This is a genomic window from Acinetobacter sp. AND/436 (genome assembly GCF_049546925.1).
GTDB classification, from domain to species: domain Bacteria; phylum Pseudomonadota; class Gammaproteobacteria; order Pseudomonadales; family Moraxellaceae; genus Acinetobacter; species Acinetobacter indicus.
On sequence record NZ_JBMXBO010000007.1, the window covers coordinates 90,498 to 107,723 of the forward strand.

Sequence of the window (17,226 nt, forward strand, 5' to 3'; positions counted from 1 at the left end):
ATCAGCGATATAAAAAAACCTGCACCAAGACGGGCAGGTTTTCTAAAATGATGAAAGTTTTAAGGTTTTAAACCACCAGATCAGCCAGATTGCCTTTTTGCTCTAGCCACTGCTTCCGGTCTGCGGAGCGTTTTTTGGCCAGCAGTTTATCCAGCAAACCGGCAGTGACATGAATATCATCCAGATCCAGTTGCACCAGACGGCGTGTATCCGGGTCCATGGTGGTTTCACGCAGCTGGCTGGCGTTCATTTCACCCAAGCCTTTAAAGCGGGTGATTTGCGGATTTTTGCTTTTGCATTTATTTAAAATGCCGTTGAGCTCATCTTCATCCAGTGCGTAATGTACATCTTTATTGTCATCAATCCGGAATAATGGCGGCATGGCCACAAATAAATGCCCTTCTTCTACCAAAGCCGGGAAATGTTTGACAAAAAGCGCACAGAGCAAGGTGGCAATATGCAGACCATCGGAGTCGGCATCGGCCAGAATACAGATTTTGCCATAACGCAGTTCAGACAAGTCATCTGAACCCGGATCAACCCCAATCGCAATGGCAATATCATGCACTTCCTGAGAGCCCAGCACCTCATCGGAAGAGACTTCCCAGGTATTTAAAATTTTACCGCGAATCGGCATGATGGCCTGGAAATTCTTGTCACGTGCCTGCTTGGCCGAACCGCCCGCAGAATCCCCTTCGACAATAAACAGTTCCGATTCTTCACGGGTCAGACCGACACAGTCGGCCAGCTTGCCTGGCAGCGCCGGACCCGACACAATCTTTTTACGCTCGACTTTTTTGGCTGCTTTTAAACGGCGACCGGCTTTGGAGATGGCCATTTCTGCCAGTTGCAGCGCCACATCTGAATTCTGGTGTAACCATAAGGCAAAGGCATCTTTGGCAATATTCTGCACAATTCCGGACGCTTCACGGCTCGACAGACGCTCTTTGGTCTGACCGGAGAATTGTGGCTCCTGGAATTTTAGCGACAGGATATAGTTCACTCCATCCCAGACATCTTCGGCCGAGAGTTTCAAGTTACGCGGCAACAGGTTACGCAGCTCACAGAACTCGCGCATGGCATCGGTGATACCGGAACGCAAACCATTGACATGGGTACCGCCCTGCGCGGTCGGAATCAGGTTGACGTAAGATTCCTGAATGCTTTCACCGCCTTCAACATTCCAGCAAATCGCAAACTCTGCGCTGGCGCGTTCTGCATTGCCCGAAGAGACAAAGGCCGGCGCCGGAATAATCTCGCGGTCTTCCAGTTCATCCATTAAATAATCGACCAGGCCATTTTCAAACTGCCAGGTGATTTTTTCATCATTAATCTGGTCGATATAATTGATTTGCAGGCCAGCCGCCAAAACCGCTTTGGCTTTTAAATTATGTTTTAAGGCTTTTAAGGCAAATTTAGGCGAATCGAAATATTTAGCTTCCGGCCAGAAACGCACCAGCGTGCCTGACGCACGTTTTGGTGCTTTGCCTTCCAGCACTTCTAGTGGTCCAGTGGCCTCGCCCTGCTCAAAAGCCATTTTGTAGAGATTGCCCTGACGCTGTACATCCACTTCTACCCGGGTCGACAAGGCATTTACCACAGAAATTCCGACCCCGTGCAGACCACCGGAAAACTGATAGTTATCGGTACTGAACTTGCCGCCGGCATGCAGCTTGGTCAGAATAATCTCAATCCCGCTCTGGCCATATTCCGGGTGAATATCCACCGGCATCCCGCGGCCATTGTCTTCTACTGCCAGCGAGCCATCTTTATACACGGTCACGCTAACTTTGGTGGCATGTCCAGCCAGTGCCTCATCGACAGCATTATCAATCACTTCCTGCGCCAAATGGTTCGGACGCGAGGTGTCGGTATACATACCCGGACGGCGACGGACCGGGTCGAGACCAGATAAAACTTCAAGAGATTGAGCCGTATATTGAGACACGTTGTACTGTTTCCTTATTTTAGGGAATCCGATAAAAACTGCAGCAGCATAGGTATTTTTAGCGCAAAGTTGTCCATCCCATGATTGCCGCGGGTTTCGGTCATGATCAGAGAGCTATGCTGGGCCTGGCTATAATAACGCTGTGCGTCACGATAATCCAAAACTTCATCGCCTTGCTGCAATAACACTAAAATTTTGTCTGCCTTTTCAACAAAAGGCACTGCCATCTGTTCCAGTTGCTGTAAATGTAGCCGCTCCAGCGTCCAGTGTTCATGCACTTTCAGCGGAATCTGCGCATCGCCAAACAGTTCCTGAAACAACTGCCATGGTCGCATAGCCGGATTAATCAGCACAGCCGGAACCGCATAGCGTGCGACCAGTTGTGTCGCATAGAAGCCGCCCAGACTGCTGCCGACCAGCGCCACCTGATCCAGCTGCTCAATCAGTGCAGATAAGTGCTGCATCACCTCGCATGGCGGCGCATTCAGATCGGGCAGATGCACCTGAATGTCACTCCGCTGTGCCAGCGCTTGCCGCAACAGCTGGCCTTTGGCAGAAAAGGGATTGCTCCTGAAACCATGCAAATAAATTAAATTCATTGTGCTAATCGGATGTTATCCATGTTCATTGTTGTATTTACTTTTTTGAGACTTTGATCACATTCATGTTTTAATTTGTATGTCACAAATAATTGTTAGACAAAAAAATTAAAACTGGGGCGTCATCCTCGCTATTGTAAAAGTTGTTCGGGATGAATGATATAAAATTAAGCTTAGAAATTTATACCGTGAAGCCAACGAAAAAGAAAGTAGCCGCGACACTATTGTTAGGGGGCAGTAGCACATGCCAAGTTTAACGCCATTGCATGAAACTTATTGTAAATGGGACACCACACCGCCCAGCCAGGCCGATTTACTGGAAGGTCTGGCGCAGCTGTTAAGTATGCCGGTGCATCAGGTGGTCAAAGAGCTGGTGCAGACCATTCAGCGTGAGGTCTTGCTGAGCCTGTTTGGCATGAGTGAACAGCACTCCCGAAAATTCCAGAATATGTCGCCCATTCGCAAGCTGTACAGCCTGTCCTTTGATACCTTGCAAAACTATAGCAACTACCTGCTGGCGCCCAGTCTGCGTCAGGTAATTGATCGTTTTCCGCGCCTGCATGACAAGCCGCTGACACCGTATATGCATGTGCTGGTCGGTATTTTAAATGGGGTGCTGGGTGATTATTTGCTGAATCAGCAAAATCCGCTGGCATTGCCAATGACCATTTATGACCACTACGGCAGTGTGCAAAAAGGCGAGCTGACCGGACAGGTGATTCTGTTTGTGCATGGCCTGTGTATGAACCATCTGGACTGGTCACATCAGCAATATGGTGGTATTGGCGAAAAACTGCTGGCACAGCGCCAGCGCAACACCATGCTGTATTTAAATTACAATACCGGACGGCGTATTTCCGCCAATGGTCACAGTCTGGCCAATACCCTGGAAGATCTGATTCAGCGCAATCCGAATATCACCAGCATCAGCCTGATTGGACATAGCATGGGCGGACTGGTGTCGCGCAGTGCCCTGTTTTATGGCAAACAGGATTTGCATGAGTGGATTCATATGGTCGATAACCTGGTCTGTCTGGGTTCGCCGCATCATGGTGCAGCGCTGGAGCGTTTCGGCTTTCACTTACAGGATAAACTGGGGCGTTTCCCGTTTATGAAAATTGTCGGGCATGTGGTGAATATCCGCAGTAACGGTATTCTGGATTTACGTTATGGCAGCGTGCGCGATGATGACTGGGAACACAATGAAGCGCGAATTGGTGAAATTGATGATAACCGTAAACCAGCGCCCTTCCCGTCCCATATTAATGCCTTTTTGGTGGCCGGCACCATTGAATATGAAAACAAGCGCAACCGCACCCGCAAAGTAATTGGCGATTATCTGGTCAGTGTCAAAAGTGCACTGGGTGAACATCCGAACCCGCGTTTTCAGCTAAAACTGCCGGAATCGCATAAGGCGGTGTTTTATGGTCTGAATCATATGGAAATTCAGTACCATTCCAGCGTCGCCGAGCAGATTGTGAAATGGTTTTATCCGGAAAATGATGACCGGGTCAATGAACAGGTGCGTGAATATATTGTCAATTTAGAGAGTATTGAAGGCATTGCCCTGACTTAAAATATTATGCGCTAAAATTAAAACAGGAGGGCCATGGCCCTCCTGTTTGTTATTGATCTGGAGACAATATTATTTCTTTTTCACCGGCTTGGTTTTGGCCGAAGTATAGGGATAGGTACGGATTAACTGCCAGATACTAATAATCGTTAGCACAATAAAGAACACTAACGACCAGACCGGCAAGGATTGGCCCAGAAAAGTCCAGTCAATCACTGCACATTCGCCAGACCCAGACAGCACCTGTTGCAGCACCGCTTTCATTGGCAAAGCATCGACCAGATAATCCAGCCCCGGACCACAGCTTGGTACCTGATCTGGCGGCAGGTTTTGCAGCCAGACATGCCGTGCGGCAACACCGGCCGACCATAAAATGCTTAAGCTGCCCAAAAAGGCATACAGTCGTTTAAACGCCCCCGAAAGCGGGTTATGGAGCAGCGCGATCAGGGAAATGATTCCCAGGCCAATCAGGCCGACACGCTGGAAAACACATAATGGACACGGCGCCAGACCTTGCACATGCTCAAGATACAGGGCGAAGACCATCCCCACCACACTGGCACACAACAAAACACCACTCACGAAGCGATAACTCCATTGCATGGTCAATCCTCTTTCTGTTTTTATCGGTACTGAGTCAGAAACTGCTCAAAACTCAAGGTCTGTTCCTGCTCAAGTTGCTGTTGTTGTTGCAATGATTGCTGGGCCATTTCTTCAAAATAGGCCAGCGTTTCCGGGCTTAATACATGCGCCTGATAGACGTCAGCATGTTGCTGCGCCATATGGCTGCCAAAATTCCAGGTGCCGCCCTGATGTAAGGTATCTTCAATCACCTGCGCAGATAGCGTCGCATCGACTTCATCAATCCGGCCGAGCATGGTCGCCAGACCCTGACTATATAGCGTTGTGGCATAGGCCTGATCCAGCAGTTCAGCCAAAGGCTGCATGGCCTGAACATGACTACGGCTCCAGTCTTCAATTGGATAGGACTGGCCATCTGCCAAAATGGTGGCATTTGGCGCACGGCCACGATTCACGACTTCGGCCTGATTGCGCTCAATAATGTCCTGTTCATCATCCAATAACGCCGGACTGTCTTTCAGCAGACAGTACAGTGCCAGCACTTCCAGGAAGCCGGCGGTGTGTTCATCAATCCCGATCGGGCTATACGGATTGACATCGACCGCGCGTAATTCGACATAGCCAACACCCCGATTGGCCAGCGCCTGAGATGGCGTTTCACCCGCCTGCGGCACCTGTTTTGGACGCACCAGACTGTAGTATTCGTTTTCAATTTGCAGCACGTGATCATTGATCTGAATCGGCTCACCCTGTGCATCATTCAGACCCAAACGGCTAAATGGCTGATACGGGGTTTTGACGGCTTTTTGCAGACCCTCTAAATAACCACTCAGGTTGTTATAGTGAATCCCGAGCTGTTTTTGCGCCGAATTCTGATAGCCAAAACGGCCCATACGCAAGGCGGTAGCATACGGCAGGAACAGCGTGCCGCGTACCAGTGGCAGCAAATGATGTTCACGGCCGGTCATAAAACACTGACACACCGATGGACTGGCACCGACCACCAGCATCACCAGTGGGGTCAGGCGAATAAAATTACGGATTAAACCGAAATAGCGATGGCTGCGATAATCCTGCAGGCTCAGATTTTTGAGTGCCTCATCGCTTTCTTGTTGTTGCAGCGCTTCAAATAAGGCATCCGGGAAAGACAGATTATAATGCACCCCGGAAATGGTCTGCATCCGGCGTCCATAGCGTACCCCCAAACCATGACGGTATAAGGTCTTGAAACGGCCAATATTGGAGCTGCCATATTGCGCCAGCGGAATGCGTTCTTCGGCATCATCCAGCATACACGGCATTGACAGTGGCCAGAGTTTTTCTTCATGTTCCAGCTGACGGTGCACCACGGCATGAATATCGCTTAAATAATTCAGTGCGCCCGGAATACTGTCCTGCGGCGGAGTAATAAACTCCATTAATGCTTCGGAATAATCGGTGGTGATATGCGGATGAGTCAGTGCCGAACCCAAGCCCTTCGGATGGGCTGCCTGAGAGAGAAATCCATTGCTTTGCATACGCAGGCTTTCACGCTCAATACCGCGCAACATGCCGCGCAGTAGCGAAGAATCCACCCAAGTCGTTAAAGTATCTTGAGAGGTCGATTCGGGTTGACTCATTACAATCTCGCTTATCGCAAAAAACTACTAAAGAAAATCATCGGTTTATATCAGTATAACGCGATTTAGTGCCGGCACATTACATCCTGTATAGTTTTCAAACAAACCCACAACTTTATTTTTGGCAATTTTTTATCACAAAGTTGCTCTATAAGACATGTGAAATTTGTGATTTTATAATCAAAAGAACAGAGGTAAATAATAAAGCGTATGAATTATCAGGATTTTTTAGATTTTTGGTTTTCTCCTGCTGCGGAACCGAACTGGTTTGTCAAAAGCGCAGAGTTTGATGCCGTGCTTGCAGAAAAATTTACCGATGTACTGCAACAAGCGGCACAAGGAGAACTATGGACATGGCGCGAAACACCCGCAGGTCGTTTGGCTGAAATCATTGTTTTAGATCAATTATCACGTAATTTATACCGTAATGACCCGCGTACCTTTGCCCAAGATGGAATGGCCTTGGTGTTGGCACAAGAAATGATTCACTTAAAATTGGATCAGGACTTAAACCCAACCGAACGTCGTTTTCTATATATGCCGTTTATGCACAGTGAATCCAAACGTATTCACGAAGTCGCATTAACGTTGTTTGAAAGTTTGAATGACCCCACCGTGTTGGGCTATGAACTGAAACATAAAGTGATTATTGACCGTTTTGGACGTTATCCACATCGGAATCAGGTGTTGGGACGTCCTTCGAGTGCAGAAGAACTTGAGTTTTTAACCCAACCCAATAGCAGTTTCTAACTGGCGAGCTTGTCTTGGCTGGTTGATGTGTACAGGAGCTTTCACATGAAATATTCCCTACTCGGTCTTGCCCTTGCCAGCAGTTTGCTGTTTACAGGCTGTGCCACGACATCCTCTAAACCGCTGACCTTTGAGCAGTTGGGGCAATATTCGGTGACGCCACTGAACAGCCAGACCTATCGCATCAGTTTTCAGGCCCGCCCCAACATGAGCTTTGGCACCGCCGAAGAAATTACCCTGGTCAAAGCTGCGCAAACCACGCTGCAACAGGGCCATACCTTCTTTAAAGTGCTGGATGATCCGAGTAACCGCAGCCAGCAGCCACCGCGTCAGGCTGTGGTCTATCCGGCACCGAGCTTTTATCCGTATGGCTATTACCGTCGCCATCCGGCTTTCTGGCCTGACCCATTTTATGACTACCCGCAGGTCATTAATGTTGACCCGATTCAGGTTTCCTATACGATTCAATGTTATAAAGATCAAAAAAGTGCCCCAAGTGATGCCTTTGATGCTCGCCTGATCTTGCAGTCACTGGGTGGAAAATACGGGCTCAGTCCAGGCGGTCAGGTGTTACAGCCACCGGTAGCCACTTCAAACTAGGGAAACATGCATGCAGACAGCGCCAGCACCGACTTCTCCAAACCTGCAACGCAGCAAGCGTTTTGCCACCATGGCCCTGATCACGGCCGTGCTGGCCTGGATCTGTTTAATGGTGCTGGCCAAACTGCTGCCCGACTATATCTGGCTGATTCATATTCTGATGCTGTCGGCTGAAGCTGGCGTGGTCGGCGGGCTGGCTGACTGGTATGCGATTACTGTGCTGTTTCGTAATCCCTTTGGCCGGCTGCCCATTCCCAAGTTTCTGCGGGACCATACTGAAATTATTCCGCGCAACAAAGACCGTATTGCCGAATCGATGGGACGTTTTGTTCAGGAAAATTTCCTGTCACCGCAAATTGTACAGCGCAGCCTGCACAATACCGATGTATCGCTGGCCGTGGGTAAATGGCTGGCCAATCCACAGAACAACCAGCAGGTCAGCCAGCTAATTCAACAGACCGTACCGAAGATTTTTGAATTTGTCGGGCAGGAACAGATTGGCCGCTTTATCCAGAACAACAGCGTGCAATGGGTCAAAAATACTGACATTAATTATCTGGCCAGTGAAATGCTGCGCGCAGTGCTGGAAAATGATTTCCATCAGGATGTGCTGCAACGCGGGCTGGATCTGGCGCATGACTGGATGCTGCAACATCCGGAAGAAACCCGCGAGCTGACCCGCACCCTGTTTAAAGAACTGGGCGTGTGGCGTCTGGCCAGAGGTGCCAGCTGGATTGGTATTGATGTACAGCAGCGCACCATCGACTCTTTACTGGAACGGGTCGATTCGATGCTGGCCGATCCCGATCATCCGTGGCGACAAAAAGTGGAAGATATGGCGCATCAGCTGATGCAACAGCTGGCCGATCAGGACAGTGCCGCCAGCCAACGCATGAACCAGACCAAAAATGCCTTGCTGGACAGTCCGCAAGTGCTGAATTTTATTAGTGGTGCAGTGGTGATTCTGTGTGATGCAATCCGGGCAGATCTGGAAAAACCCGATTCCGGTATTGCGGAAAACCTGCGCGTGGCCATTCAGCAGGTCGGTGAGAACATTATCAGTAACGGCGCCGTACGCCAGTTGCTGAATGACAAAATGAGCGGCATCGCCGTCAATCTCTCTGACCAGTACAGTGAAAAAGTGATCCGTTTTATTAGCGAGCGGATTCATGAATGGGATTCACGCGAGATGATTGGCAAAATTGAAAACGAGGTCGGCGGCGACCTGCATATGATCCGGGTCAATGGCGTGGTGGTGGGGGCCTTTATTGGTCTGGCACTGGGGATTATCCGGGCGCTGGTCGAATTGATTTGATGCTACTATTGCTGATATAGGGTTCTGAAAATTCAAAAAATTATTTACACCCTCAAAAGACACTCAGCTTCGTGAATATTCATTAATTTTAATGAAAAAATTTACTAGATGAGTGTCTTATGATTTTTTATAAATTATTGAAATGCTTGTTTTAAAAATTCACCTTTTTCTGTAGAAGTTTGACTAGTGGTAGAGTCTTCATCATTTATATCTAAAATATCTTTTCTTTTTTCAGGGCCATAATATGAAATAAACTTATTTATAGATTTATCCCATGCTAAATAACTGTCGTTATATTCAGAAGTAAAACGATAGTCATCTTTTATTTTTTTAAGCTCTAATCCTTCACGTCCTAACCAATAGTTAAGAACATGATCATATTTACCTGCTTCATTTTGAAAGTAGATATCTATAAAGCCATCACTATTACCAGTGAACATTGAATATGCACCTTCACAGGTAACTTCTGAAGATCGGATAATATAGTCTTTTAAGCCATCACCATTGAAATCTACATTTGCTAAAAAACCTTTATCAAAAGTGATTTTAGGTTTCTTAATAGCCATTTCTTCATCTTCGACTATGCTCTGACATGCTTCAATATAATTACTTTGGACTGCTTCTTTGATTTCTATAGGAAGCTTCTTGAAAGGAATACTATTATTTTTTACAGGGATTTCTGCTAAAGAATTTGTACAAAAAACAGCGATGGCTGCAAAACCTATTAACTTTTTCATTAATGAACCTATTTAATTGAATTTTATAGAGATTAATAGGTATATCTAAAACCTTGTGCCATCATACAATCTCTTACCATTTCTGCTTTGTCATTTTGGTCTACTTTAGCCAAACCTACATCATAACGACATTTTGCTAAAGTATTATTAGTGTCATGTGGGGTAATGCCTGCTTTTCTCCACATTGGTTGAGAAGTACTACATGCTGAAATTAAAAGAGTAGAAGCTGTTAACACCCCGATAATAATTTTTTTCACAAAAAACCTCTAAAATTAATTAAATAATTTTTCCATTCTATCAAAACGCATTGTTTTTGTAATACTTGTATAAATTAAAATCATATTTTTTATAAGCAATTCCCCCATTTGCATTCCCCCCTGAAAACGCTACGATGTAAAACAAGCTGCTGCCACAACCAGAACCCCACTATGCTCGATATTCACGCGAAACTGCCTGCTCAAGGTCTGAGTATTTTTAGTACCATGTCTAACTTGGCACAACAACTCAATGCCTTAAATTTATCGCAGGGTTTCCCCGATTTTCCAGCGCCACCGGCCCTGCTGGAGGCCCTGTGTCAGGCGACATTAGAGGGCCAGAACCAGTATCCACCCGGTGATGGACTGTTATTGCTCAGAGAACAGCTGGCTGTGCAAAAGCAGCAACAGACTGGCCGTTCGTTTGATCCTCACACCGAAATCAGTATTACCGCCGGCGCGACCATTGCCATTTTCTGTGCCATTCAGGCGGTGGTGCAGGCCGGGGATGAAGTGATTATTTTTGATCCCAGCTATGACAGTTATGCTCCCACCGTGCAACTGGCTGGCGGGAAAGCTATCCATCTGGCCTTGCAGCCGCCCCATTTTCAGGTCGACTGGAATCAGGTCAAAGATGCCATTCATGATCGTACCCGCATGATCATCGTCAATACCCCGCATAACCCGAGCGGTACGCTGTGGTCAGCCGCGGACTGGCAGACCCTGATTGAGCTGATTCAGGATCGCAATATTGTCGTACTGTCCGATGAGGTCTATGAACATCTGGTCTATGACGGCCAGCAGCATTATTCAGCGCTTGATTTTCCGGCCCTGCACGAGCACAGTTTTGTGATTGGTTCTTTTGGTAAAACTTTTCATGTCACCGGCTGGAAAACCGGTTATTGCATGGCTTCACCGGCTTTGATGCAGTTGTTCCGGCAGGTTTATCAGTTTGCCAATTTCTGTGGTGTGACCCCGGTGCAAGTCGCGCTGGCACAATTTATGCAACAGCATCCGGAACATATTGCTGAACTGGCCGCGTTCTATCAGGCCAAACGCGACCGCTTTCAGGCCGGTATCCAGCACTCCCGTTTTCAGTGGATTCCCGCGCAAGGCACCTATTTCCAGAATCTGGACTATCGCGCCATCCGCCCGGATTTAAACGATCTGCAGATGTGCCAGTATCTGGCCGAACAGCACAAGATTGTGGCGATTCCGATTTCTGCTTTTTATCAGACCCCGCCGGATGATTTACGCCTGATTCGGGTCTGTTTTGCCAAAAAAGATGAAACGCTGGATCGGGCCGCAGAAATTTTCTCGGCCTGTTAACACGAGTACGTAAGATCAGCTAAGTTACGCAATTGCTAAGGCTTTTTGCTACAGGCTCATGCTAGGGTAAAGCCATTCATGCACACGATCATAAACCGGTTACAGGATTGCTCATGCCGCAGCATCAACCTTTGGTGAATCAACACAAGCTCTGGAAAACCTTCCTGATTTTCCTGCTGCCGCTGATTGCCACCAATATTCTGCAAAACCTGTCTGGCACCATCAACACTGTCTTTGTTGGCCAGATGATGGGTGTCGATGCCATTGCAGCGGTGGCGGTATTCTTCCCGATTCTGTTCTGTTTGATGGCCTTTGTGATCGGGCTGTCAGCCGGTTCAACCGTGCTGGTCGGGCAGGCCTGGGGTGCGCAGAATATTGAAAAAGTACGCTGTGTGGTCGGCTCGACCCTGTTTATGACCCTGATTGGCGGCACCATCATTGCCATTTTAGGCGTGATTTTCGCCAAATCCATTCTGCTGGCGCTCGGTACCGATCCGCAGGTGATGCATCTGTCGTTGCCCTATGTGCAATGGATGCTGGCCGGTAGCCCGCTGCTGTTTGTCTATATTATTTACACCTCCATTTTACGCGGCGTGGGCGACAGTATTACCCCCTTAATTGCCTTAGGCATGACCAGCCTGATCGGGCTGTTTATTACCCCGGTGCTGATTGCCGGCTATTTTGGTTTTCCGCGTCTGGGGATTATTGCCCCGGCTATCGCCACCATTATTGGTTATCTGGCGGTGCTGATTTTTCTGGCGGTGTATCTGAACAAGAAAAACCATCCGCTACGACCGGATTGGCAATTGCTGAAAAATATTCGCCATCAACCGATCTTGAGCAAGATTATTTTACGTTTGGGTATTCCGACCGGCATTCAGATGGTGACCACGTCGGTGGCGGGGCTGGTGATTGTCGGGCTGGTCAACCGTTATGGCGCTGAAGCCACAGCGGCCTATGGTGCGGTGAATCAGGTGCTGAACTATATTCAGTTCCCGGCGCTGTCGATTGCCATTGCCGCCTCTATTTTTGGTGCGCAGGCGATTGGGGCTGGCAAGTCCGATTTACTGGCCAAAGTCACCCGTACTGCTTTGGGCATGAACCTGATGATTACCGGGATGCTGGTGGTACTGGCCTATTTATTCTCGAAATATTTAATGGCGCTGTTTATTACCGACCCGCAGGTGGTCGAGTTGGGCCAGCAGCTGCTGTTTATTGTGCTGTGGTCAATTTTGTTCTTTGGGGCCAGTGCCATTTTCGCTTCGATTATGCGCGCCAGCGGGACTGTCACGGTGCCAATGATTATTAATGTGCTGGCAATTTTGCTGATTGAAGTGCCGTGTGCTTATCTGTTCAGTCAGTGGTGGGGATTACAAGGCATCTGGTATGCCTATGCGCTGGCCTTTGTCAGTCTGTGTATTTTACAAGGCCTGTATTATCAGTTTGTCTGGAAGAAAAAGACCATTGAGGTGTTGATTTGAGGGCAGGAGATAGCGCCTGATTAATTTCCTGAATCACCGCTTGCGCTAATTGCGAAGATAATTGAATACCCTGAATCTCAGCGCCAATACGGCCATTAATCGGTTTGACCTGAATATGTTGATAGTCATAGCTCATATTAAATTTCCTTCATTTCTCTTTTGATGTTTTTAAAGGTTTCCACTCGGGATGAGCTGATGATGTCAAAACGGCTTATTCAAATCTGTCAAAAACTTGACAGTTTTATTCTGAATTTCAGATAAATAAAAAATGAAATATGCTGAACAGCCACAAAAAAGCCCGCTTAACGCAGGCTTCTTTAAAATACAGTTTATTTACGGCCTTTGCCCAGCTGGGTCGCCACCGCCATCACCCGCTGATAGCCACTTGGGACAATCCGCTGAATTAAATCAATGGCTTTGGCATCATTACCAATCAACAAACGGCGTTTATCTTTTAAAACCGCATCCAGAATATCGCGTGCCGCATGCTCTGCCGGATAACGCAATAATTTATTAAAAGAGCGTATCGACTTTTCTGAATTCATGCCCAGACTGCTCAGACTGTCATTCATTTTCGCGGCGTTGGCAATATTGGTCCGAATCCCGCCCGGATGCACACACAGCGCACTCACGCCACAGTTCTGGATATCCAGTTCCTGACGTAACGACTCGGTATAACCACGTACCGCAAATTTGGTCGCGTTATAGGCCGATTGGGTCGGCTGCGCAGTAATCCCGAACAGGCTGGAAATATTGACAATATGGCCATCACCAGTCTGTTTGATATACGGCAAAAATTCTTTGGTGCCATGCACCACGCCCCAGAAATTAATCCCGACAATCCACTCCAGGTCTTCGTAAGAGGCGCCTTCAACGGTCGATCCTAAGGCCACCCCGGCATTGTTAAAAATCATATTGACTGAGCCATGATCCTGCACGGTCTGTTCAGCCCAGTGCTTCATAGCCGCCCGATCTGCCACATCCACCTGCGCCGTGGTCACTCGCACGTTATAATCACTCAGCAAGGCTTTGGTTTTAGCCAGGCCTTCTTCATTGACATCACTTAAAGACAAATGACAGCCCTGCTGGGCCAATAAGACGGCCAGCTGCTGGCCAATGCCTGAACCTGCTCCGGTAATCGCCGCGACTTTATTTTTAAAATTTTTCATTCCGCTTCCTTTTTATGGATGGTCTGGCTGCGTCCCTCAGGCACGGCAGCGCACTTCAATTTCACCACTCAAATATAATTTTGACAATAATCATTGTCAACGCAAAAGCCCGCAGATTTCTGTCTGCTGCGTTCAAATCTGAATGCCAAACTTCGCACTTAGCGCAAAATCTTGTTAATCTATAGCAATATAGGATGTGAACTGGCCTTTTTACTATGACCGAAGCACAACACCCCGCTCCCCCAAATGCGCAGAATACCCAAAATAAAGAGCGCCAATTTAAAGGATTATCGCTGAGCGAGCGCAAACAGCTACGCCGGGAAAAACTGATTGAAGCCGGCCTGCACGCCTATGGCACGCATGGTTTTTTTGCGGTCACGGTGAAAGATATTTGTACCGAGGCCAAACTCACCGAGCGCTATTTCTACGAATCCTTCAAAAAAAGTGAAGACCTGTTCCAGACCATTTTTTTACAGCTGATTGATGCACTGCAACACAATGTGATGCAGGCCATCATGCAGGCCTCGACCAATCCGCAAAAAATGATTGAAGCCGGTTTAACTGCCCTGCTGACTACGCTCAAAGACAACCCGCAGATGGCTCGGATTATTTATATTGATGCCATGCTGGTACAGGAACTGCACAACCAGGCCACCATTCAGGAAAGCATGGCGCGCTTTGACCGCATGATTCAGGCCTTTGTCATGCTAATGATGCCAAACCTGCAGCATTCAGAACGCGAACTGTCATTAATTGCCAGCGGCCTGAACGGTTATGTCACCCAAATTGCCATCCGCTGGGTCATGAGCGGCTTTAAGCAGTCAATGGATGAAGTGCTCAGCGCCTGTAGCGTGGTGTTCATTTCCCTGCTCGAACATTTTTCCGAAGCGGAGCCAGAAAGTAGCAAAAAAGCCTGAATCCCTGTCATCAAACTGCAAGAAAAATTAAATATTTGAATCTTTTATTTAAATTTTTTTAAATGAATTCCGGATTCAGCCCATTCTGTACAAAAAATTGTCACAAAACATTGCGAAAATAGCGCTGTCTGCCCTTTCTGCAATGATACTGTCATAATTAATCTTTGTAATAAGCCTGTCATAAATATAAACGGTTCACCGTTCACTTATAGGGTATTGCGTTGTGAAAGATGACTACATTTTAATTGTCGATGATGAACTTCCAATCCGAGAGATGATCCATACCTCATTGGATATGGCCGGCTTTCATTGCTTACAGGCCGAAGATGCCAAACAGGCGCATCAGATGATCGTCGATCAACGCCCGGCACTGATTTTGCTGGACTGGATGATGCCTGGCGGTGTCAGCGGTGTTGATTTATGTCGTCGTTTAAAACGTGATGAAAACCTGGCGGAAATTCCGGTGATCATGCTGACTGCACGCGGTGAAGAAGACCACAAGGTTCAGGGTCTGGATGCCGGTGCCGACGACTACATGACCAAACCGTTTTCTACCCGTGAGCTGGTATCACGCATCAAAGCCGTACTGCGCCGTGCCAATGCCCTGAATGGTGAAAAAACCATTGATGCCAACGGCCTGATTCTAGATCCGGTCAGCCAGCGCGTCAGCTTTGGCGACAACATTCTGGACATGGGTCCAACCGAATATCGTCTTTTGGCCTTCTTTATGACGCATCCGGAACGTGCCTATACCCGTGCACAACTACTTGACCAGGTCTGGGGTGGCAACGTATATATTGAGGATCGTACCATTGATGTGCATATTCGTCGTTTACGCAAGGTGCTGGAGCCATTTGGCGCAGACCGCTTTGTACAAACGGTTCGTGGCACTGGATACCGTTTCTCAACCCGTGCGGATGTCGCCTTAGGTTAATCGCTTTTTATGTATGAACCATACCCTGTCCCCGAACTGGCCCGTGACCACAAGAATGTCCGTTACAGCAGTTTGTGGACTTTTGCCAAACAAGATCTCCGTTTACTGATCTTTTTTTTAGTAATTGCAGGTTTTATTGGTCTCGGGATCGAACAGTTCTGGATCTGTATTTTTATTGGCTTTCTGGCGTTTTTCGCCACCCAAATGCGCTCCCTCTATCTGGTCAATGACTGGATTGCCAACCGTCCCTATGATGTTCCCCCCAATTTGCATGGCATTTGGGGGGCTTTATTATTTAATGTCTACCGCTCGCAGCGTCAGGAACGTATTGTTCAGGCCGAAATGGTCGGGCTGATTGACCGTGCCCAGTCATCCTTGGTGGCCCTGGCCGAAGCGGTAGTGCTGATTGATGATAACCATCAGATTGAATGGTGGAACCCGGCAGCAGAGCGCCTGCTCGGCATTCAGCCACTGGACCGTGGTCGCAATATTTTAACCATTTTGCGCCAACCGGCATTTATTGAATATTTTCATCATATTGATCAGGCACCAGATGGCTTGAAAATCAAATCGACCGTGCTGGATGAACACTATGTGCAGGTCAAAATGACCCGCTTTGGTGGCGAAAGCCGCCTGCTGGTGGCACATGACATGACCCGGATGCACAATCTGGAACAGATGCGCAAAGACTTTGTCGACAATATCTCGCACGAATTACGCACCCCGCTGACCGTACTGAGTGGCTATATTGAAACCTTTACCGACCAGGAAGACATGAATCCGCGCTGGAAACGTGCCTTTGAACAGATGCAGTCGCAAACCCGGCGTATGAATGCGCTGGTCAATGACCTGCTGCTGCTGTCGCGTCTGGAAAATGAAAAGACCATTGCTAAAAACCAGATTATTGACATGCCAAGTCTGATGAACCAGCTGTTTGATGATGCGCATGCCTACAATATTGATTATGGCCATACCCTGAATCTGGATATCGACAGTCATTGCGACCTGATTGGCTCCGATATGGAACTGGCCAGTGCCTTTAGCAATTTAATTACCAACGCCATCAAATACACCCCGAAAGGCGGCACCATTACCATTGGCTGGCATGATGATGGCGAGCATGGCTATTTTAGTGTGCAGGACACCGGCATCGGCATTGATCCGAAACACCTGCCGCGTCTAACCGAACGTTTTTATCGGGTAGATAGCGCGCGTAGCCGTCAGACCGGCGGTACCGGTTTAGGGCTGGCCATCGTCAAGCATGTCTTGATGCAGCACAATGCCCATTTAGAAGTCGAGTCCAAAGAAAATAGCGGCTCAACCTTTAAGGCCGTCTTTCCCAAAGAACGGCTGTATAGCCTTTAAACCGAATACCCATAAAAATGCCCGGATTAATCCGGGCATTTTTCATTTCAATAC

At 47.8% G+C, this 17,226-nt stretch carries 16 protein-coding genes; 9 read left to right on the forward strand and 7 right to left on the reverse strand.

The genetic code is table 11. The features are described 5' to 3' along the window. Nucleotides 1–67: 67 nt before the first annotated feature. Together parE and ACPEPR_RS07460 are read right to left on the reverse strand one after the other, a co-directional pair. Complete coding sequence (gene parE, locus ACPEPR_RS07455; protein WP_127801094.1) at nt 68–1,948, reverse strand: DNA topoisomerase IV subunit B; 1,881 nt, start codon at nt 1,946–1,948, stop codon at nt 68–70. 14 nt (nt 1,949–1,962) lie between these two features. Next, nucleotides 1,963–2,547, reverse strand: a complete 585-nt coding sequence (locus ACPEPR_RS07460; protein WP_104490445.1) for a YqiA/YcfP family alpha/beta fold hydrolase — start codon at nt 2,545–2,547, stop codon at nt 1,963–1,965. Nucleotides 2,548–2,791: 244 nt separating this feature from the next. Here ACPEPR_RS07460 and ACPEPR_RS07465 point away from each other — a divergent pair, with 244 nt between their 5' ends. Beyond that, a complete protein-coding gene (locus ACPEPR_RS07465; protein ID WP_075168204.1) occupies nt 2,792–4,123 on the forward strand; it encodes a hypothetical protein in 1,332 nt (443 codons plus the stop codon). A gap of 69 nt (nt 4,124–4,192) precedes the next feature. On the opposite strand, the gene ACPEPR_RS07470 is transcribed toward ACPEPR_RS07465, so the two are convergent. Next, complete coding sequence (locus ACPEPR_RS07470) at nt 4,193–4,723, reverse strand: disulfide bond formation protein B (RefSeq protein ID WP_423562230.1); 531 nt, start codon at nt 4,721–4,723, stop codon at nt 4,193–4,195. A gap of 20 nt (nt 4,724–4,743) precedes the next feature. Beyond that, nucleotides 4,744–6,321, reverse strand: a complete 1,578-nt coding sequence (gene gshA / locus ACPEPR_RS07475; protein ID WP_168414827.1) for a glutamate--cysteine ligase — start codon at nt 6,319–6,321, stop codon at nt 4,744–4,746. 210 nt (nt 6,322–6,531) lie between these two features. On the opposite strand from gshA, the gene ACPEPR_RS07480 reads away from it, so the two are divergent. Genes ACPEPR_RS07480 through ACPEPR_RS07490 form a run of 3 tightly spaced genes read left to right on the forward strand, consistent with a single transcriptional unit; the run spans nt 6,532 to nt 8,986 of the window. After that, entirely contained in the window at nt 6,532–7,071 is a 540-nt protein-coding gene (locus tag ACPEPR_RS07480; RefSeq protein ID WP_423562231.1) for a DUF924 family protein, read from the forward strand. 45 nt (nt 7,072–7,116) lie between these two features. Beyond that, the gene (locus ACPEPR_RS07485) at nt 7,117–7,671 is read left to right on the forward strand and encodes a CC0125/CC1285 family lipoprotein (protein ID WP_168391191.1); all 555 of its coding nucleotides are present in this window, start codon (nt 7,117–7,119) and stop codon (nt 7,669–7,671) included. 10 nt (nt 7,672–7,681) lie between these two features. Beyond that, nucleotides 7,682–8,986 (forward strand): DUF445 domain-containing protein, encoded by a 1,305-nt coding sequence (locus tag ACPEPR_RS07490; RefSeq protein WP_423562233.1) that lies wholly within the window; start codon nt 7,682–7,684, stop codon nt 8,984–8,986. A 134-nt stretch (nt 8,987–9,120) separates the two neighbouring features. On the opposite strand, the gene ACPEPR_RS07495 is transcribed toward ACPEPR_RS07490, so the two are convergent. Together ACPEPR_RS07495 and ACPEPR_RS07500 are read right to left on the reverse strand one after the other, a co-directional pair. Continuing rightward, on the reverse strand, nt 9,121–9,723 hold the full coding sequence (locus ACPEPR_RS07495; protein WP_286417045.1) for a hypothetical protein: 603 nt from the start codon (nt 9,721–9,723) through the stop codon (nt 9,121–9,123). 32 nt (nt 9,724–9,755) lie between these two features. After that, nucleotides 9,756–9,980: a hypothetical protein gene (locus tag ACPEPR_RS07500; RefSeq protein WP_180036856.1), complete on the reverse strand. Its 225-nt coding sequence runs from the start codon at nt 9,978–9,980 to the stop codon at nt 9,756–9,758. Nucleotides 9,981–10,151: 171 nt separating this feature from the next. Between ACPEPR_RS07500 and ACPEPR_RS07505 the strand changes: the two genes are divergently transcribed. Together ACPEPR_RS07505 and ACPEPR_RS07510 are read left to right on the forward strand one after the other, a co-directional pair. Next, on the forward strand, nt 10,152–11,306 hold the full coding sequence (locus ACPEPR_RS07505; RefSeq protein WP_423562234.1) for a methionine aminotransferase: 1,155 nt from the start codon (nt 10,152–10,154) through the stop codon (nt 11,304–11,306). A gap of 113 nt (nt 11,307–11,419) precedes the next feature. Continuing rightward, nucleotides 11,420–12,787: an MATE family efflux transporter gene (locus ACPEPR_RS07510; RefSeq protein WP_005180888.1), complete on the forward strand. Its 1,368-nt coding sequence runs from the start codon at nt 11,420–11,422 to the stop codon at nt 12,785–12,787. Nucleotides 12,788–13,116: 329 nt separating this feature from the next. Here ACPEPR_RS07510 and ACPEPR_RS07515 read toward each other — a convergent pair whose 3' ends face one another. Further along, complete coding sequence (locus ACPEPR_RS07515; RefSeq protein ID WP_016658706.1) at nt 13,117–13,956, reverse strand: SDR family NAD(P)-dependent oxidoreductase; 840 nt, start codon at nt 13,954–13,956, stop codon at nt 13,117–13,119. A gap of 215 nt (nt 13,957–14,171) precedes the next feature. Here ACPEPR_RS07515 and ACPEPR_RS07520 point away from each other — a divergent pair, with 215 nt between their 5' ends. The 3 genes from ACPEPR_RS07520 to phoR all read left to right on the forward strand — a co-directional run bounded on the left by ACPEPR_RS07520 (nt 14,172) and on the right by phoR (nt 17,172). Further along, nucleotides 14,172–14,873 (forward strand): TetR/AcrR family transcriptional regulator, encoded by a 702-nt coding sequence (locus tag ACPEPR_RS07520; RefSeq protein ID WP_005180893.1) that lies wholly within the window; start codon nt 14,172–14,174, stop codon nt 14,871–14,873. Nucleotides 14,874–15,096: 223 nt separating this feature from the next. Then, nucleotides 15,097–15,807 (forward strand): phosphate regulon transcriptional regulator PhoB, encoded by a 711-nt coding sequence (phoB, locus tag ACPEPR_RS07525; RefSeq protein WP_005180894.1) that lies wholly within the window; start codon nt 15,097–15,099, stop codon nt 15,805–15,807. 9 nt (nt 15,808–15,816) lie between these two features. Beyond that, complete coding sequence (gene phoR, locus ACPEPR_RS07530) at nt 15,817–17,172, forward strand: phosphate regulon sensor histidine kinase PhoR (protein WP_016658705.1); 1,356 nt, start codon at nt 15,817–15,819, stop codon at nt 17,170–17,172. Nucleotides 17,173–17,226: the final 54 nt, after the last annotated feature.

Excerpts from the sequence above, each read along its gene's own strand:
- ACPEPR_RS07460 (WP_104490445.1), bottom strand. The coding sequence starts at position 2,547 with ATGAATTTAATTTATTTGCATGGTTTCAGGAGCAATCCCTTTTCTGCC.
- ACPEPR_RS07465 (WP_075168204.1), top strand. The coding sequence starts at position 2,792 with ATGCCAAGTTTAACGCCATTGCATGAAACTTATTGTAAATGGGACACC.
- ACPEPR_RS07470 (WP_423562230.1), bottom strand. The coding sequence starts at position 4,723 with ATGCAATGGAGTTATCGCTTCGTGAGTGGTGTTTTGTTGTGTGCCAGT.
- gshA (WP_168414827.1), bottom strand. The coding sequence starts at position 6,321 with ATGAGTCAACCCGAATCGACCTCTCAAGATACTTTAACGACTTGGGTG.
- ACPEPR_RS07480 (WP_423562231.1), top strand. The coding sequence starts at position 6,532 with ATGAATTATCAGGATTTTTTAGATTTTTGGTTTTCTCCTGCTGCGGAA.
- ACPEPR_RS07485 (WP_168391191.1), top strand. The coding sequence starts at position 7,117 with ATGAAATATTCCCTACTCGGTCTTGCCCTTGCCAGCAGTTTGCTGTTT.
- ACPEPR_RS07490 (WP_423562233.1), top strand. The coding sequence starts at position 7,682 with ATGCAGACAGCGCCAGCACCGACTTCTCCAAACCTGCAACGCAGCAAG.
- ACPEPR_RS07495 (WP_286417045.1), bottom strand. The coding sequence starts at position 9,723 with ATGAAAAAGTTAATAGGTTTTGCAGCCATCGCTGTTTTTTGTACAAAT.
- ACPEPR_RS07505 (WP_423562234.1), top strand. The coding sequence starts at position 10,152 with ATGCTCGATATTCACGCGAAACTGCCTGCTCAAGGTCTGAGTATTTTT.
- ACPEPR_RS07510 (WP_005180888.1), top strand. The coding sequence starts at position 11,420 with ATGCCGCAGCATCAACCTTTGGTGAATCAACACAAGCTCTGGAAAACC.
- ACPEPR_RS07515 (WP_016658706.1), bottom strand. The coding sequence starts at position 13,956 with ATGAAAAATTTTAAAAATAAAGTCGCGGCGATTACCGGAGCAGGTTCA.
- ACPEPR_RS07520 (WP_005180893.1), top strand. The coding sequence starts at position 14,172 with ATGACCGAAGCACAACACCCCGCTCCCCCAAATGCGCAGAATACCCAA.
- phoR (WP_016658705.1), top strand. The coding sequence starts at position 15,817 with ATGTATGAACCATACCCTGTCCCCGAACTGGCCCGTGACCACAAGAAT.